Origin of the sequence: Thalassotalea sediminis (assembly GCF_030295915.1) — a bacterium.
GTDB classification, from domain to species: Bacteria; Pseudomonadota; Gammaproteobacteria; order Enterobacterales; family Alteromonadaceae; genus Thalassotalea_C; species Thalassotalea_C sediminis.
Genome location: NZ_AP027361.1, coordinates 2,184,423 through 2,200,242 on the forward strand (window position 1 = coordinate 2,184,423; position 15,820 = coordinate 2,200,242).

The window sequence follows — 15,820 nt, forward strand, 5'->3', positions numbered from 1 at the left end:
TATTTCTTATACATATTAATAACAACATTTGACAGCGCTGTCACCTCGATTCTGACTATATCAATCAACCTTATGAAGTAATATATTGCGCAACAGTATCCATCACGAAGCGTACTTAAGAACAACATAACCCTTTGATATATTTAATTTAAATCAGCAATGTTGATTTGTTATATAATCATGAAATGAACCACTGTTTTAAGGAAAAGCGATGAAATGATTAACCAGAGACGCGAGCGCTTAAGAAAACCAGTGTGGGAAATTTTCTTTGAGCATGGGAATATATGTTCTACTAACGGGAATTTTAGTAGTGCCTAATTCTAACTCAAATTTCAATTTGGCAATTGCATTAATTCTATTAACCTTCTTCGGGTTGACCAAATAAGAACGATGCACTTGCACCAATGTAATATCATCAAAATATTGTTTAATTGTGCGTAAGCGCATCGAAATATAACGTGGCTCTTTAAGTGATTGAATGTATATTCCTGTATACCCAGATTCGGCCTTAAGGTACTTTATTCGTTCTTTATACCTTGTTAACTCATAAAGCTCGGCTAAAATTGACGGCTCCTTTAATAGAGACTGTATGGCTTTTTGCACCATCAACGTTTGATAAACCAATACTTGTATTAATTGTTGTTCGGCCTCACTAAGCTCTTGCTGAGTAACAACCTCGACGGTTACATCGTCCGAGTTAACGAGGATCTCATGACGAGATATCAATGTCTCCTTGCCCAGTTTTGAAACGACATGCTCATGATGAATGATGTTAACTTTTGCGTCTTGTTGCAATATATCAATAAAATACTGACAGGCTTGTTCAAGGCCTTTATAAATATCCTTACTTGGCTCTGCCGACATATTAAATGAGGTGATAGCAGTAAAAAGAGTAGAATACTCCTCTATACTTTTTGGGCCTTCTTGCGTGACTAATGCTTGTTTTTCATTGTGCTCTTCGCTTTTATCTTCACCTATTTGCAATGAAGATATTGGCATCACTTTCTGATCGAACTTAAAAATTAGTGCATCTAAATACTTGCTACTCGCAAAAACATCTTTGCTAATTAGTACAGATAACTGCCGTTCACCTTTGTCAAAACTTATTGTCAAACCAAGTAATTTTGCCTGATGAAATAACGTATTTAATCGCGTATGGCTAACGTGATTATTTTCAGTATCAAGCGGCAATAGCACGTTAAGCTGTAAACGTTCATTTATCGCAACGATGTTTAATACAATCGCTTCTTTTGAACTCGATTGCTGGTTTACATAATCACAGATGTAAAATAAAAATTGTTGAAATTTGTCAGGATTAATCAATAAACGCGCTTTAACGTCTTTATTCCACGTTAAAAGTCGCTTATTTTCTATCGCTAATAGTGTAGCAACATTTTGGATAATCTGTTGTAAATCAACAACCTCCTTCAACCCCTGATTTACTGAAGACTTTAATGTTGTTTCTGAAATAATTGAAGAGATAGGACGCAATACCTCAGCAGATAATTTCGATAGTAATTCCACTTGCTCTGTTCTTAGGAGTCTTTTTTCTTGTGCATGCTTGGCAACGGTCACGACATTAAGTAAAGGCCACTCAATACTTTGCATCCAATATTGTATGCGCTTAAACTGCTGTTTTTGCAAATAAGACTCTTTAGTTTTTTTGGTATGCAAAAGAATAAAAACAGTAATACCAATAACCATAACAGTAAGCATTTGAAATAATACAATCAAAGCCGCGCTGTTATCTTGCCAAAATTGAATCAATTTGTAATAGCTACTTTTTACAAAATGGAATTGAGCAAAAACATTAAACAAAGCTGCATCACCATGGTGTAACTGTATAATCGCAACGCCTGCAAGTTTGTTCTGTTTTACATAATCAGTTTTAGCCGCTATCGATTTGTAACCTTCATAACTAATAAAGTGTCCATCATATTTATCAGGGTTATAGACATAATCAGATTTCCCGAACTCATTCCAGTAATGCTTATACTCTCCAGTCGCTAAAAAGTAGGTCAGATTCTTTTGATTATATATCCCTGTCGCCCCACTGCTTCTACTATCCCAACTGCCCCAACTCAATGTTTTATGGGGTTGCTTAAAGCCATTGTTCTTTGCCGGTACGCCTTCCCAACCAACGGCAAAAGATGCAATCGACATCACTATTTTATCTCGCTTCATACCATAGCCAACCATGGTATTAATAACGGTATCAACTGAGCGTTCACCCTCTTTAGCAAACAATGGAGATTGCGGTTCAGCTAATTCTCCAACATCACCAGGTAATCGAGTTACATCGACAACAATTGCATCAACACTATTACTAAGTAGAGATGCATCCCATGGCTTTTCAAGTGAATAAGGAGCTAATACTGCTTGTATCCAACAGTCTATGTTCAATTGTTCGCATTGGCGTTTTAATTCAGCGAGCAACAAGTTTAGGTGCTTAGCATCTTCTTTACGATAACTAGTAATTTTTGTACTTGATGCTCGATATATCGGAAACTGCCAGTCAATTTCTATACCGTCAAATTGATATTTTTGCATAAATTGGATAGCACTTTTAGCAAGCTTAATTCGACCATTTTTAGATGATGCCAATGTCGAAAAGTGCTCAGAACGCCCCCACCCGCCAATGCTAATTATTGCCTTTAACTCAGGTTGGCGTTCTTTTACCTTTATTAATTGCCCAAAACTACCAAGAAATTGATCGTTTCTATCAGCACCAGGATATAGAAATTCAATATCAGCATACGAATCACCAAGAATAACGTCGCCTTCTTTGGTTAAGTCAGCACTCTTATAAACAAGGTGTGTCATTAAGTGGGTTGGCAGATCACGAATATGTATATTGGGGCTATAAATAGACCACTGAGAATAGTACCCCATTATTGCTGGAGATTTATTAAGTTCGCCACTATTGAATGCCAATGAGTTGCCAATGGGTAACAATAAAAAAATAGACAAACAGAACAGGCGCAATGAATGTTTTTTAAGGAAAAGAGAAGATTTAAATGTAAGTAGCATTTACCCGAAGTTGATACATTTCAACAGCATGTCGTTATTTTAATTATGGTTGTAGCATAACGAAAAACACCACCAATGTGAATAAGTATTCTTTTTTACTAGTTTTATATACACAAAAAGATTAAATGCTCGGCATCTCATGCTTATTCGCTATTTTATTTAGTACAATCGATAGCTTTTTATCGAGTATTGCTGTTAATACTGCATTTTTTTGTTTAGCTGCATTAACCTCTGCAACCGTTAATTCAATGTAACATTGATAACAGTGCTCGGATTTATAATACGCAAGGTGAACATCATCGGCTAAAACAATAAACTCGTCAGATGCTGGAAATTGTTTTTCAGGGAAATACGGCGAGCTATTGATATAAAATTCAATCAATATTTCATTTTCAGGATCCGCAAACCAACCAGCAGTCATGGTAATGAAATTAAGTTGTGCTTCTAATCTGTTTGCTACTGAGCAGATTTTCACTAATGAATGTTGAGCGTCGCTGGCAACATGAAGCGAAATAGGTAATGTTTCAGACATAATAGCAAGCATAGTGTTAATAAATTGACGAAATAAAGTATTAATATACTTTTATTCAAAACACATACCAACTAGGCATTTAACCAAAAAAGCCACCCAAAAATTAGGTGGCTATTATTTTAAAACTACTACTACAGCTTATAGCATTTCTAAGGCAACGGCGGTTGCCTCTCCTCCACCAATACATAGTGATGCTACGCCTTTGGTTAGTCCTTTATTCTTTAAGGCATGAATTAACGTCACCATTATTCGTGCGCCACTCGCTCCAAGAGGATGGCCTAATGCGCAAGCTCCACCATTAACATTCACTTTTTCCACATCTAATTCAAGTGACTTTATCGCTAGCATCGTTACCATTGCAAACGCTTCGTTAATTTCCCATAACTCCACATCATCGGTGCTCCAGTTAGCTTTATTTAACACTTTTTGCATCGCGCCAACAGGTGCAACCGTAAACTCAGCCGGCTTTTGAGCATGCGTCGCATGTGCTACAACTTTACATAACGGGGTTAATCCACGCTTTTCTGCTTCTGACAGCTTCATCATCACTAATGCTGCAGCGCCATCAGAGATTGAGCTTGAGTTAGCTGCTGTGATCGTCCCATCTTTTTTAAATGCCGGACGCAAAGAAGGGATTTTGTCTGGTCGAGCATTACCAGGTTGTTCGTCGGTATCAAATATAACTTCACCTTTACGGGATTTAATAGATACTGGGGCAATTTCACTATCAAAGGCGCCCTTTTCTATCGCTGCATTGGCGCGAGATAATGAACGAATTGCATAATCGTCCATTTCTTCACGGGTAAAACTTGCCTCATCGGCGGTTTCTTGAGCGAAACACCCCATTGAAATACCATCATATGCATTTTCAAGCCCATCGACCATCATGTGGTCAAGTAGCTGTCCACTTCCCATTTTAATACCCGAGCGGCCAGAAGGTAATATATGTGGTGCATTGGTCATACTTTCCATTCCGCCTGCAACAGCAATATCAATAGAACCTGCTAATAATGCGTCATGTGCTTGCATCGTCGCTTTCATGCCAGAGCCACACACTTTATTAATCGTTGTGCAAACAGTAGAAAGGTCTAGTTCTGCTTCAAGCGCAGCTTGACGTGCAGGTGCTTGCTTTAAACCAGCTGGTAAAACACAGCCCATAATGACTTCATCAATTTGATCTGCACTTACGCCTGATTCAGCAACAGCAGCTTTTATCGCCGTAGCTCCTAAGCTTGGCGCAGCAACAGCGGATAAGCCGCCAAGAAAACCTCCCATAGGCGTGCGCTTCGCAGCAACAATAACAACCGGGTCATGTGTCGACATAAAATTCTCCAAAATTAAAACATTGTCATTCGACTTAAAAACAGACTAACTCATATTTACGTTTACGCCAACGTAAACTTAAGTATATAAAAATTGAAATCTAGTAACAGTGTATTAGAAAATTTCCACTCTGCGTATCACACTATAGTCATATTTTTAGAGGATTTGTGATTTTGAAGAAAAGGAAGTTTACGTAAACGTAAACTTCATGCTATGTTAACAATACTATTATTCATAATGGGTGCTAAATGAGCAAGAAAAATAATGCAACCTACTCTATTGGAGAGTTGGCAAAAGAATTTGATGTGACCACGCGAAGTATTCGTTTTTACGAAGACCAAGGGTTAATTCATCCAACAAGAAAAGGCCAAACAAGAATTTATAACCAAAGAGACAAAGTTCGTCTAAAGTTAATTTTACGAGGGAAACGTCTAGGTTTTTCATTAGCAGAAACAGGCAGGTTATTCGAGTTATATGACGCTGATAAATCAAGTGCTACGCAATTAATAACAATTATGGACTTAATTAACCAAAAGAAATCTGATCTAACGCAGCAACTTGAAGATATTAAAGCAGTTTTAGTAGAACTAACGGGGTTAGAAGAAAACTGTAAAGTTGCTTTAGAAGCAATACAAGATAATTAAAAAGATAAATAACGCACCCAATGCTAGGCAAAATATTACAAATTAAGGAAACAACATGATTTCTACATTTTCATCACTTAACTTTAATCTTGGCGAAACCGTTGAGATGATCCGCGATCAAGTTAATGCATTCGCTCGCGATGAGATTGCTCCGCGTGCAGCCCAAATAGACATAGACAATGAATTCCCTCATGACCTATGGCGAAAATTTGGTGATATGGGATTACTTGGTATGACCGTAGAAGAGCAGTATGGTGGCTCTGAACTTGGCTATCTAGAACATGTTGTTGCAATGCAAGAAATCTCTCGAGCATCTGCATCTGTAGGTTTAAGTTATGGCGCGATGTCTAATTTATGTTTAAACCAATTACGTAAAAATGGCAGCCACGAACAAAAATTGAAATACCTACCGAAACTTTGTACTGGTGAACATATTGGCGCCTTGGCAATGTCAGAACCCAATGCTGGCTCTGACGTTGTTAGCATGAAACTGCGCGCCGAAAAGCAAGGCGATAAGTACATTTTAAATGGTAATAAAATGTGGATCACGAATGGTCCTGATGCACATGTTTATATCATTTATGCGAAAACTGATGTTTCGGCCGGTTCAAAAGGTATTACCGCTTTTATTGTTGAACGTGATTTCCCTGGTTTTAGTCGTCATCAAAAACTTGATAAATTAGGCATGCGCGGCTCTAACACTTGTGAACTTGTTTTTGAAAATTGTGAAGTACCAGCTGAAAATATCCTTGGTGAAGAAGGCAAAGGTGTTCGCGTATTAATGTCAGGTTTAGATTACGAACGTTTAGTACTGTCAGGCGGCCCATTAGGCATCATGGATGCCTGTATGGATCTTGTTGTCCCATATATTCATGATCGCAAGCAGTTTGGTCAATCTATTGGCGAATTTCAACTTGTACAAGGGAAAGTCGCAGACATGTATACACAAATGAATGCAGCTAAGTCTTACGTTTATATGGTTGCACAAGCATGTGATCGCGGTGAAACAACGCGTAAAGATGCCGCTGCTGTCATTTTATATTCGGCGGAATTAGCAACTAAAATGGCATTAGATGCTATTCAATTATTGGGGGGTAATGGCTATATCAATGAATTTCCTGCTGGACGTTTATTGCGTGATGCAAAACTTTATGAAATTGGTGCTGGCACCTCAGAAATTCGTCGAATGTTAATTGGGCGAGAACTCTTCAACGAAAGTAAATAAATTGCATTGAAAGAGGCGACCCTATTACGTCGTCTTTCTCGTTTCAACTTACATTGTAGTTGTTTATAAAATTATAAAGGTAGCAACGTGGCTAAGATCATTTCAAAAGTTAACGCTAGAAGCCCTGAATTCATTGAAAATGCTGAACATATGCAGCTTCAAGTCAACGACTTAAAAGAAAAATTGGGACAAATAAAGCAAGGTGGTGGTGAGCGAAGCCGAGAGCGCCATTTGTCGAGAGGAAAGCTTTTACCACGCGATCGCGTTAACGAATTACTCGATAGAGGTTCACCATTCCTTGAGCTTTCGCAACTTGCTGCATATGAAGTTTATGATGATAACGTGCCTGCAGCAGGTATTATTACGGGTATTGGCCGCGTAGGTGGACAAGAGTGTGTCATTGTTGCTAATGATGCTACGGTAAAAGGTGGAACCTATTACCCGCTCACTGTTAAAAAACATTTAAGAGCACAAACGATAGCGCAAGAAAATAACCTCCCTTGTATCTATTTAGTAGATTCCGGTGGAGCTAACTTACCCAATCAAGATGATGTATTTCCTGATAAGGAACATTTTGGTCGTATATTCTTTAATCAAGCAAACATGTCAGCCAATGCAATTCCCCAAATTGCTGTAGTGATGGGGTCATGTACAGCTGGTGGTGCTTATGTACCAGCAATGGCTGATGAATCCATTATTGTAAAAGAGCAAGGTACTATTTTCCTTGCAGGTCCTCCACTCGTAAAAGCTGCAACCGGAGAAGTCGTATCTGCAGAAGATTTAGGCGGAGCAGATGTACATTGTCGTACTTCTGGTGTAGCCGACCACTACGCCCAAAATGATAATCATGCGTTGGAACTAGCACGAACAGCAATTAAAAACCTTAATCGTGTTAAGCCTGTACAAATAGATATCAAACCCGTTATTGAACCCGAATACCCTGCCGAAGAAATTTACGGCATTATTCCAAAGGATACTAAGCAACCTTTTGATATTAGAGAAATTATTGCTCGAGTAGTCGATGGTAGTGAATTTGATGAGTTTAAAGCATTGTACGGTACAACATTAGTATGTGGATTTTCTCGCATCTTTGGATACCCGGTCGGCATTATTGCCAATAACGGCATTCTCTTTGGCGAATCAGCTCAAAAAGGCGCACATTTTATTGAGCTATGTGCTCAACGTAAAATCCCTCTGGTATTTTTACAAAACATCACCGGATTTATGGTTGGTCAACAATACGAATCAGGTGGCATAGCAAAACATGGTGCCAAAATGGTAACCGCCGTTGCTACAGCGCAGGTACCTAAATTTACCGTACTTATAGGCGGAAGCTTCGGTGCTGGTAACTATGGTATGTGCGGCCGTGCTTATGATCCTCGATTTTTGTTTATGTGGCCAAATGCCCGTATTTCGGTGATGGGAGGAGAGCAAGCGGCAGGTGTGCTCGCTCAGGTAAAACGTGATCAAAAAGATAAACGCGGAGAGTCTTGGACAACAGAAGAAGAAAACGCCTTTAAAAAGCCTATTATCGATACCTATGAACATCAAGGGCATCCCTATTATGCGTCGGCTAGACTATGGGATGACGGCGTTATCGACCCTGCAGACACGCGTCAAGTATTAGGCCTTGCAATTTCTGCTTCATTAAATAAACCGATCAAAGATACCAAGTTTGGTATTTTCAGAATGTAGGAGACAACATGAATACAATCGATAAAGCCGTGCTTTTTGATGTTGATAGGTATGGTGTCGCTACAGTCACGTTAAATACTCCCGATAAACATAACGCTTTCGACGACGCTATTATTGACACCTTAAAAACTTTGTTCATTGATATCGCCAAGCGTCGTGATATTCGTATCATGGTTTTAGCAGCAAATGGAAAAAGTTTTTCAGCGGGTGCTGACTTAGGCTGGATGAAACGCATGGCAACCTATAGTTATGAAGAAAATTTAAATGATGCCAACAACTTAGCACAGATGCTACATGCACTAAACTTCTTACCTCAAACGACAATAGCAAAAGTACAGGGCGCAGCATTTGGTGGTGCCGTTGGGCTAGCAAGTTGTTGCGATATTGTGCTTGCAAGTGATCGCGCTAGTTTCTGTTTAAGTGAAGTAAAATTAGGCTTGATCCCTGCGACTATCAGCCCATACGTTGTTGCTGCTATAGGTCAGAAAGCTGCACGACGCTATTTTCAAACAGCAGAAAGGTTTTTTGCCGACAAAGCCGCACAACTTGGCCTGGTTGATGAAGTTGTCCCACTAGAAGAGTTAAATAGCGCGGTTGATAACATGGTTTCAACGGTCTTAGCTAATGGACCGGACGCTGTAACTCAAGCAAAACAACTGGCTTTAGATGTTGCTTACCAAGAAATTGATGATGAGCTGATGGGCATAACCAGTGAACGTATTGCTTCAATTCGCGTCTCTGAGCAAGGCCAAGAAGGACTCAATGCTTTTTTTGAAAAGCGTCAACCATTTTGGCAAAAAGAACCACATAATGAAGGACAATAATATGCATAAGTCTTCAACAATGTTTACCAAGATACTCATCGCCAATCGCGGTGAGATAGCCTGTAGAGTCATTAAAACGGCTAGAAAAATGGGTATTTCTACCGTAGCGGTTTATTCGGATGCCGACGCAAACGCATTACACGTAAGTATGGCCGATGAAGCAGTTTACCTTGGCCCCTCTCCTTCCCGTGAAAGCTATCTATTATCCGAAAAAGTCATTCAAGCGGCGAAACGCACAGGCGCACAAGCAATTCACCCTGGATATGGCTTTTTATCGGAAAATGCTGAATTTTGCCGCTTATGTGAGCAAGAAAAAATTATCTTTATCGGTCCTCCTGTTAGCGCAATTGAAGCAATGGGATCTAAGTCAGCAGCGAAATCCATCATGGAGAAAGCAAAGGTACCATTGGTACCGGGTTACCATGGTGATGATCAATCAGAAGCGGTAATCAAACAAGCCGCAGACGAAATGGGTTACCCCGTTTTATTAAAAGCCACTGCTGGTGGCGGTGGTAAAGGCATGCGCCAAGTATGGAGTGAAGCCGAATTTGCCGAAGGGTTTGCTGCAGCCAAACGCGAAGCAAAATCTTCATTTGGCGATGACACGATGTTAGTTGAAAAATACTTAACACAACCTCGCCACGTGGAAATTCAAGTATTTTGTGACAATCACAATAATGCTGTTTATTTATTTGAGCGTGATTGTTCAGTGCAACGTCGACATCAAAAAGTAATTGAAGAAGCACCAGCCTTTAATTTGTCACAAACATTACGTGAAAAAATGGGTCAAGCGGCAATAAAATCGGCGAAAGCCATTGGCTATAGAGGTGCTGGAACCGTTGAGTTTTTGCTAGATCAAGACGGTTCTTTTTACTTTATGGAAATGAACACTCGTCTACAAGTTGAGCATCCTGTAACAGAGCTTATTACTGGTCAAGATCTCGTTGAATGGCAATTACGTGTTGCTGCTGGTGAAGTACTGCCAAAGAGTCAGGATCAACTAAAGATCCATGGGCACGCTTTTGAGGCACGTATTTATGCTGAAGATGCCAATAACGACTTTTTACCTGCAACAGGTACCTTAAGCTTTTTACGTACGCCTCAAGAAAGTAACCATGTAAGAGTTGATACTGGTGTACGACAAGGTGATGAAGTCAGTGTTTATTACGACCCTATGATTGCAAAACTCATTGTATGGGATGAAAACCGTGAGAAAGCGTTACAACGACTTTCAAAAGCACTCACTGAATACCGTATAAACGGTGTGGTAACTAATTTAGACTTTTTATATAACTTGGCGACAAGTAAGGCGTTTATTGAACGTAATATCGATACTGGTTTTATCGAAAAAAATCACGACGACATTTTCCATAACAGTGAGCAAGCCTTGACGGACGAATTGCCAATGGCAGCCCTTTATATGGTGTTATCTTTAGCACAGCGTTCTAAGTCGATTGCAAAAGACACAACAGACCCCTTTTCACCGTGGAATCATACTAACGCATGGCGGTTAAATGAAGCGCATATTCATAAGCTAACATTGGCGCACAACGATATACATTATCCGGTTATTGTTGAGCAGAAACGCATGGGAAACCGTCGTTATTATCTAATTAGAGTTGAACATGAAACCTTCCAAGAACGCGCACTAGACTGCCAAGGTTGGATTGATGGTGACGAGCTATACACAAGTATTGATGGCTACAGAAGCCAAGCAACAATCAGTCGAGAAAATGACAATATCAGCCTCTTTAGAGCTAACGGTGTGTTTAATTTCACTTATATTCGTCCTGATTGCGGCTTGAATAATACTGAAGACCAAACAAATGGTTTAACGGCACCAATGAACGGTACGATGGTAAGTGTACTTGTCTCTGCTGGCGATACGGTATCAAAAGACCAGCCTTTAATGATCATGGAAGCGATGAAAATGGAGCACACAATCAAAGCGCCAACTGATGGCACTATTGATACTATCTTTTATCAATCAGGTGAAATGGTCGATGGTGGTGCAGAGTTACTCGCATTTACACCAAAGGAGTTATCATAATGGCAATGCCAAGTAAGGTTAAGATTGTTGAAGTAGGCCCTAGAGATGGCCTACAAAACGAGAAAACTTCCATTGACGTAAATGATAAAATTCACCTGATAAACCTTTTAAGCGAAACTGGACTCAGTTACATTGAAGCCGCTAGCTTTGTATCCCCAAAATGGGTGCCACAAATGGCAACATCTGCGGAAGTCATGGCAGGGATTCAACGTAATACTAGTGTTACCTATGCTGCTTTAACCCCCAATTTAAAAGGCTTTGAATCAGCGCTCGCTGCAGGTGTAACCGAAGTTGCTATTTTTGGTGCGGCATCTGAAGCATTTAGCCAAAAAAACATTAATTGTTCAATCGATGAAAGTTTAGCGAGATTTGAACCCGTTATTAATGCCGCCAAAGAACATAATATTCCCGTAAGAGGTTATGTTTCCTGCGTAGTAGGCTGCCCATATGATGGTGAGATTTCACCAAATACAGTTGCAAATGTTGCCGAGAAGCTCTACCAAATGGGATGCTATGAAATTTCACTTGGCGATACAATCGGCGTGGGCACAGTAGCCTCTGTCAATAAAATGTTACAGGCAGTAAGCGCCCGAGTACCCATACAATACCTCGCTGTGCACTTCCATGATACCTATGGCCAAGCGTTAACGAATATTTACGCGGCATTACAACATGGTATCAGTGTTATTGACTCAGCCGTTGCCGGTTTAGGTGGATGTCCTTATGCTAAAGGCGCTTCAGGCAATGTGGCAACAGAAGATGTTGTATACATGCTAAATGGTTTAGCTATTGAAACAGGCATTGACTTGAACAAGTTGCTCAAAGCAGGCTGGTTTATTAGTGACAAGCTTGGTAAGCAGCCTGTTTCTAAGGTATCCAATGCGCTTAGAGCAAAATGCGAATAAATAATATCAACAACAATTGAAATTTAATTTGAGAGTAACTAAACGTATTGGTGCTCTTACTTTTATCAAGGAGTAAATCATGGCAGGTTTTGACAAAGTGGTGTCAAGCTATGAAGAAGCGTTAGCTGGATTAACAAACAACATGACAGTTATCGCGGGTGGCTTTGGCCTATGTGGTATTCCGGAAAACCTTATTGCCGAAATTCAACGCAAAGGCACAACTGGTTTAACCGTGGTTTCCAATAATTGCGGTGTCGATGACTTTGGTTTAGGCGTCTTATTACCCAACCGCCAAATTAAAAAAATTATTGCTTCATATGTTGGTGAAAACGCCGAGTTTGAGCGTCAAATGATGAGTGGTGAATTGGAAGTAGAGTTAACGCCTCAAGGTACACTTGCAGAAAAAATGCGTGCTGGTGGTGCTGGAATTCCAGCATTCTACACAGCAACGGGTTACGGTACCCCTGTTGCTGAAGGTAAGGAAGAGCGCGAATTTGACGGACGACATTATATTCTTGAAAAAGCGATCACGGGTGATTTTGCCATTGTAAAAGCATGGAAAGCAGACAGATATGGCAACCTTATCTTTAGAAAAACAGCACGTAACTTTAATCCTATGGCAGCAACAGCAGGTAAAATAACCGTTGTTGAAGTTGAAGAAATTGTAGAGCCTGGTGAATTAGCACCCGATGAAATCCACACACCAGGTATATACGTAAATCGTCTTATCAAAGGCACGTTCGAAAAACGTATAGAACAACGCACAACGAGAAGCGCATAAGGAGTTAACATGGCTTTATCAAGAGAACAAATTGCGCAACGCGTAGCACAAGAATTACAAGATGGTTACTACGTAAACCTTGGCATTGGTATTCCTACTTTAGTTGCTAATTACGTACCAACAGGTATGGAAGTAATGTTGCAGTCTGAAAATGGGTTACTGGGTATGGGACAATTTCCAACGGAAGAAGAAATTGATGCAGACCTTATCAATGCAGGTAAGCAAACGGTAACCACAGCAAAAGGCGCCTCTATTTTTGATTCCGCAGAATCATTTGCCATGATCCGTGGTGGTCATGTTGATTTGACTGTACTCGGTGCTTTTGAAGTTGATGTTCAAGGAAATATTGCTTCTTACATGATCCCAGGTAAATTAATAAAAGGGATGGGGGGAGCTATGGATTTAGTTGCAGGTGCTGATAATATAATCGTCACCATGACACACGCATCTAAACATGGCGAATCAAAATTACTCCCACAATGTACACTACCACTTACCGGTAAAGGCTGTATCAATAAAGTATTAACTGATTTAGCTTTCATTGAAATTAAAGATAATAAATTTCATCTAATTGAACGCGCACCGGGTGTATCAGTCGAAGAAATTAAGTCATTAACGGCAGGTGAACTTATTATACCGGAGCACGTACCAGAAATGACATTTAAATAACCAAAAAGAATAAACCTATAACAAATCAGAATATTAAAAGGAGCCTTAGTGCTCCTTTGTCATAATATTTTGTACGCTTATGTAATAATCCGCATCCCCTTTCACGAGGTTTTTAACGCTAACTCATTGTAATTTATATTATTATAAATACTATTGACACACTAAGATTTACATAATTTTCACAAGACTTGATTTTATCTTTCAAATTCGTAATACTAAAATTGACAAAGAAAAGGCAAAACATGCGAAAACATGTTACGCAAAACCACCGGTCTAAGGGTAAGTTATCTTATCTATGACAGCGGAGTTACCGAGTTCAATTAGGTACGTCCTGTGGTTTTTTCTTTTAATAAACTCATTCATGAATTAAAGGTTATTAAAATGAAAAAATTATTACTAGTTTCTACTATTACAGCGTTAACAATGACGTCTATCGTTTCTGCTCCGAAAGCAGAAGCATCAAACATAGCTCAGAGCTTATGTGAATATGTAGCAGCAGACGATAAGAAACGTATGCGCTCATTTTTAAGAACGAATAAAATTAAAATCCGTAGAGTTTTTGATGGTATTCAGTGTAATGGTAAAAACTTGCTGGTATTTGCTTCAGATCGAGGTTCAGTTGAAACAGGTTCAATGATAGTAAGTAAGCTACCAAAGAAAGTTGTTTCAGATAATCTTGCAAATATCCAGAATGGATCGCAACCATTGATAGATGCAGCTAACGAACGCGTTAGCAGCTAAAAATTATTTTTTAGTAGGCGTTATTTGTTTAGTAAATAGCTTTACTAGTTAATAATTCTTCTGTCGATTTAAAAAAGCCAGCTTATGCTGGCTTTTTTTTATCTGCGAATTAGCGATATCCTCGCTAATTTCATTTGGAAATCTTATTAATAAGCGATAAACTTTAAGCTAATTAACTATTAAGTATACGTGATTAACCAGTGACATATCGATCACGCCAACATCAAAAAACAGCTTTAGTGTTAACAGGTGGTGGTGCAAGAGCAGCATATCAAGTCGGTGTATTATCGGCTGTTTCCAAATTTTCACCAAGACATTACCCGACGCCCTTTTCAATCATTTGTGGTACGTCGGCAGGCGCAATTAATTCGACAGGTTTAGCTTGTTACGCCTCATGCTTTCAACTTGGGGTGAAGAAACTTGAATGGATATGGAAAAATCTAACCACAAGCAGAATTTATCACAGTGATCCTGCTCGCGTATTCAGCCATATCACGCGAGGTGCGCTTGCAAGCTTTCAAGCAGATTATGCCAATAAAAGAGCACGTAGTTTATTAAATAACGCACCATTACGAGAGTTATTAAACGAAGTCGTTGATTTTAATAGAATTGACAACAATTTGTTAAAGGGGCATTTAAGCGCGTTGTCAGTCACTGCATCCAGTTATAGCAGTGGTGATTCGATTAGCTTTTATCAATCAAACGCAACAATTTCACCTTGGTTTAGAGAGAAAAGAAAAGGATTGCCTTGCCAAATAAATAGCGACCATTTGCTTGCATCTGCGGCAATACCGTTAGTATTTCCATCGGTAAAATTAGGTAAAGAGCATTATGGTGATGGCTCTATACACCAGTTATCTCCATTAAGCCCTGCTATTCATTTAGGGGGAGAGAAACTTTTTATTATCGGCGTTGAACAACCTTCAGAGCCTTTACATCAAACAGAGAATAATCCTCACCCGCCAACAAGTGCAACAATTGCGGGTCACCTACTTGATGGTATATTTTCTGATACTTTACAAAGTGATTTAGAACGCCTTAAGCGCGTTAATAAAACATTATCGTTAATATCAGATAAAGATAAAAACTCACAAGAGGGGTTAAAGCCAATTGAAACTCTTGTGATTAACCCTAGCCATGACTTTAATGCCATTGCTGTTGAGTACTATCACAATTTACCGTTGGCTATACGGCTATTACTTAGAGCAATTGGCATAACAAATGACTCCGAGTCAAGTATTGTAAGTTACCTACTCTTTGACCGAACTTATTGCCAACAATTGATCAAACTTGGCTATCAAGACGCTTTAGAAAATGAAACAAAAATTAGGGCATTTTTAGCATTAAAATAAGGCGAGTAAGTTTTAACGTGATCCATCAGATTCGATGAACAGAACTTCA

The 15,820-nt window shown here is 39.3% G+C and carries 13 protein-coding genes and 1 riboswitch; of the genes, 10 read left to right on the forward strand and 3 right to left on the reverse strand.

Going from position 1 to position 15,820, the window contains the following annotated elements; translation table 11 throughout:
* Nucleotides 1-240: 240 nt before the first annotated feature.
* The 3 genes from QUE09_RS10025 to QUE09_RS10035 all read right to left on the reverse strand — a co-directional run bounded on the left by QUE09_RS10025 (nucleotide 241) and on the right by QUE09_RS10035 (nucleotide 4,885).
* A complete protein-coding gene (locus QUE09_RS10025) occupies nucleotides 241-2,934 on the reverse strand; it encodes a glycosyl hydrolase family 18 protein (protein WP_286232622.1) in 2,694 nt (897 codons plus the stop codon).
* Between the two features lie 217 nt (nucleotides 2,935-3,151).
* Nucleotides 3,152-3,562 carry a hypothetical protein gene (locus tag QUE09_RS10030; protein WP_286232623.1) on the reverse strand — a complete coding sequence of 137 codons (411 nt, stop codon included), beginning with the start codon at nucleotides 3,560-3,562 and terminating at the stop codon, nucleotides 3,152-3,154.
* A 138-nt stretch (nucleotides 3,563-3,700) separates the two neighbouring features.
* Complete coding sequence (locus QUE09_RS10035) at nucleotides 3,701-4,885, reverse strand: acetyl-CoA C-acyltransferase (RefSeq protein ID WP_286232624.1); 1,185 nt, start codon at nucleotides 4,883-4,885, stop codon at nucleotides 3,701-3,703.
* A 248-nt stretch (nucleotides 4,886-5,133) separates the two neighbouring features.
* Here QUE09_RS10035 and QUE09_RS10040 point away from each other — a divergent pair, with 248 nt between their 5' ends.
* The 10 genes from QUE09_RS10040 to QUE09_RS10085 all read left to right on the forward strand — a co-directional run bounded on the left by QUE09_RS10040 (nucleotide 5,134) and on the right by QUE09_RS10085 (nucleotide 15,771).
* A complete protein-coding gene (locus QUE09_RS10040; RefSeq protein ID WP_286232625.1) occupies nucleotides 5,134-5,529 on the forward strand; it encodes a MerR family transcriptional regulator in 396 nt (131 codons plus the stop codon).
* A 55-nt stretch (nucleotides 5,530-5,584) separates the two neighbouring features.
* Nucleotides 5,585-6,754, forward strand: a complete 1,170-nt coding sequence (locus QUE09_RS10045; protein ID WP_286232626.1) for an isovaleryl-CoA dehydrogenase — start codon at nucleotides 5,585-5,587, stop codon at nucleotides 6,752-6,754.
* 87 nt (nucleotides 6,755-6,841) lie between these two features.
* Nucleotides 6,842-8,449 (forward strand): carboxyl transferase domain-containing protein, encoded by a 1,608-nt coding sequence (locus tag QUE09_RS10050; RefSeq protein ID WP_286232627.1) that lies wholly within the window; start codon nucleotides 6,842-6,844, stop codon nucleotides 8,447-8,449.
* Nucleotides 8,450-8,457: 8 nt separating this feature from the next.
* Nucleotides 8,458-9,273: an enoyl-CoA hydratase/isomerase family protein gene (locus QUE09_RS10055; protein ID WP_286232628.1), complete on the forward strand. Its 816-nt coding sequence runs from the start codon at nucleotides 8,458-8,460 to the stop codon at nucleotides 9,271-9,273.
* 19 nt (nucleotides 9,274-9,292) lie between these two features.
* Nucleotides 9,293-11,323, forward strand: a complete 2,031-nt coding sequence (locus tag QUE09_RS10060; protein ID WP_286235917.1) for an acetyl/propionyl/methylcrotonyl-CoA carboxylase subunit alpha — start codon at nucleotides 9,293-9,295, stop codon at nucleotides 11,321-11,323.
* Complete coding sequence (locus tag QUE09_RS10065) at nucleotides 11,323-12,228, forward strand: hydroxymethylglutaryl-CoA lyase (protein ID WP_286232629.1); 906 nt, start codon at nucleotides 11,323-11,325, stop codon at nucleotides 12,226-12,228. The genes QUE09_RS10060 and QUE09_RS10065 overlap by 1 nt, the downstream gene beginning before the upstream one ends.
* Nucleotides 12,229-12,307: 79 nt before the next feature.
* Nucleotides 12,308-13,009 carry a CoA transferase subunit A gene (locus QUE09_RS10070; RefSeq protein ID WP_286232630.1) on the forward strand — a complete coding sequence of 234 codons (702 nt, stop codon included), beginning with the start codon at nucleotides 12,308-12,310 and terminating at the stop codon, nucleotides 13,007-13,009.
* A gap of 9 nt (nucleotides 13,010-13,018) precedes the next feature.
* A complete protein-coding gene (locus QUE09_RS10075; protein ID WP_286232631.1) occupies nucleotides 13,019-13,678 on the forward strand; it encodes a CoA transferase subunit B in 660 nt (219 codons plus the stop codon).
* Between the two features lie 224 nt (nucleotides 13,679-13,902).
* Nucleotides 13,903-13,993, forward strand: a riboswitch (cyclic di-GMP riboswitch).
* 66 nt (nucleotides 13,994-14,059) lie between these two features.
* Nucleotides 14,060-14,419 (forward strand): DUF3718 domain-containing protein, encoded by a 360-nt coding sequence (locus tag QUE09_RS10080; RefSeq protein ID WP_286232632.1) that lies wholly within the window; start codon nucleotides 14,060-14,062, stop codon nucleotides 14,417-14,419.
* A 200-nt stretch (nucleotides 14,420-14,619) separates the two neighbouring features.
* Nucleotides 14,620-15,771, forward strand: coding sequence for a patatin-like phospholipase family protein (locus QUE09_RS10085; RefSeq protein ID WP_286232633.1), 1,152 nt, complete (start codon nucleotides 14,620-14,622; stop codon nucleotides 15,769-15,771).
* The last annotated feature ends 49 nt before the right edge of the window (nucleotides 15,772-15,820 follow it).

Bases quoted from the DNA above. Each gene is read 5' to 3' on its own strand.
- QUE09_RS10030 (WP_286232623.1), bottom strand. From the start codon at position 3,562: ATGTCTGAAACATTACCTATTTCGCTTCATGTTGCCAGCGACGCTCAA.
- QUE09_RS10035 (WP_286232624.1), bottom strand. From the start codon at position 4,885: ATGTCGACACATGACCCGGTTGTTATTGTTGCTGCGAAGCGCACGCCT.
- QUE09_RS10040 (WP_286232625.1), top strand. From the start codon at position 5,134: ATGAGCAAGAAAAATAATGCAACCTACTCTATTGGAGAGTTGGCAAAA.
- QUE09_RS10045 (WP_286232626.1), top strand. From the start codon at position 5,585: ATGATTTCTACATTTTCATCACTTAACTTTAATCTTGGCGAAACCGTT.
- QUE09_RS10055 (WP_286232628.1), top strand. From the start codon at position 8,458: ATGAATACAATCGATAAAGCCGTGCTTTTTGATGTTGATAGGTATGGT.
- QUE09_RS10060 (WP_286235917.1), top strand. From the start codon at position 9,293: ATGTTTACCAAGATACTCATCGCCAATCGCGGTGAGATAGCCTGTAGA.
- QUE09_RS10065 (WP_286232629.1), top strand. From the start codon at position 11,323: ATGGCAATGCCAAGTAAGGTTAAGATTGTTGAAGTAGGCCCTAGAGAT.
- QUE09_RS10070 (WP_286232630.1), top strand. From the start codon at position 12,308: ATGGCAGGTTTTGACAAAGTGGTGTCAAGCTATGAAGAAGCGTTAGCT.
- QUE09_RS10075 (WP_286232631.1), top strand. From the start codon at position 13,019: ATGGCTTTATCAAGAGAACAAATTGCGCAACGCGTAGCACAAGAATTA.
- QUE09_RS10080 (WP_286232632.1), top strand. From the start codon at position 14,060: ATGAAAAAATTATTACTAGTTTCTACTATTACAGCGTTAACAATGACG.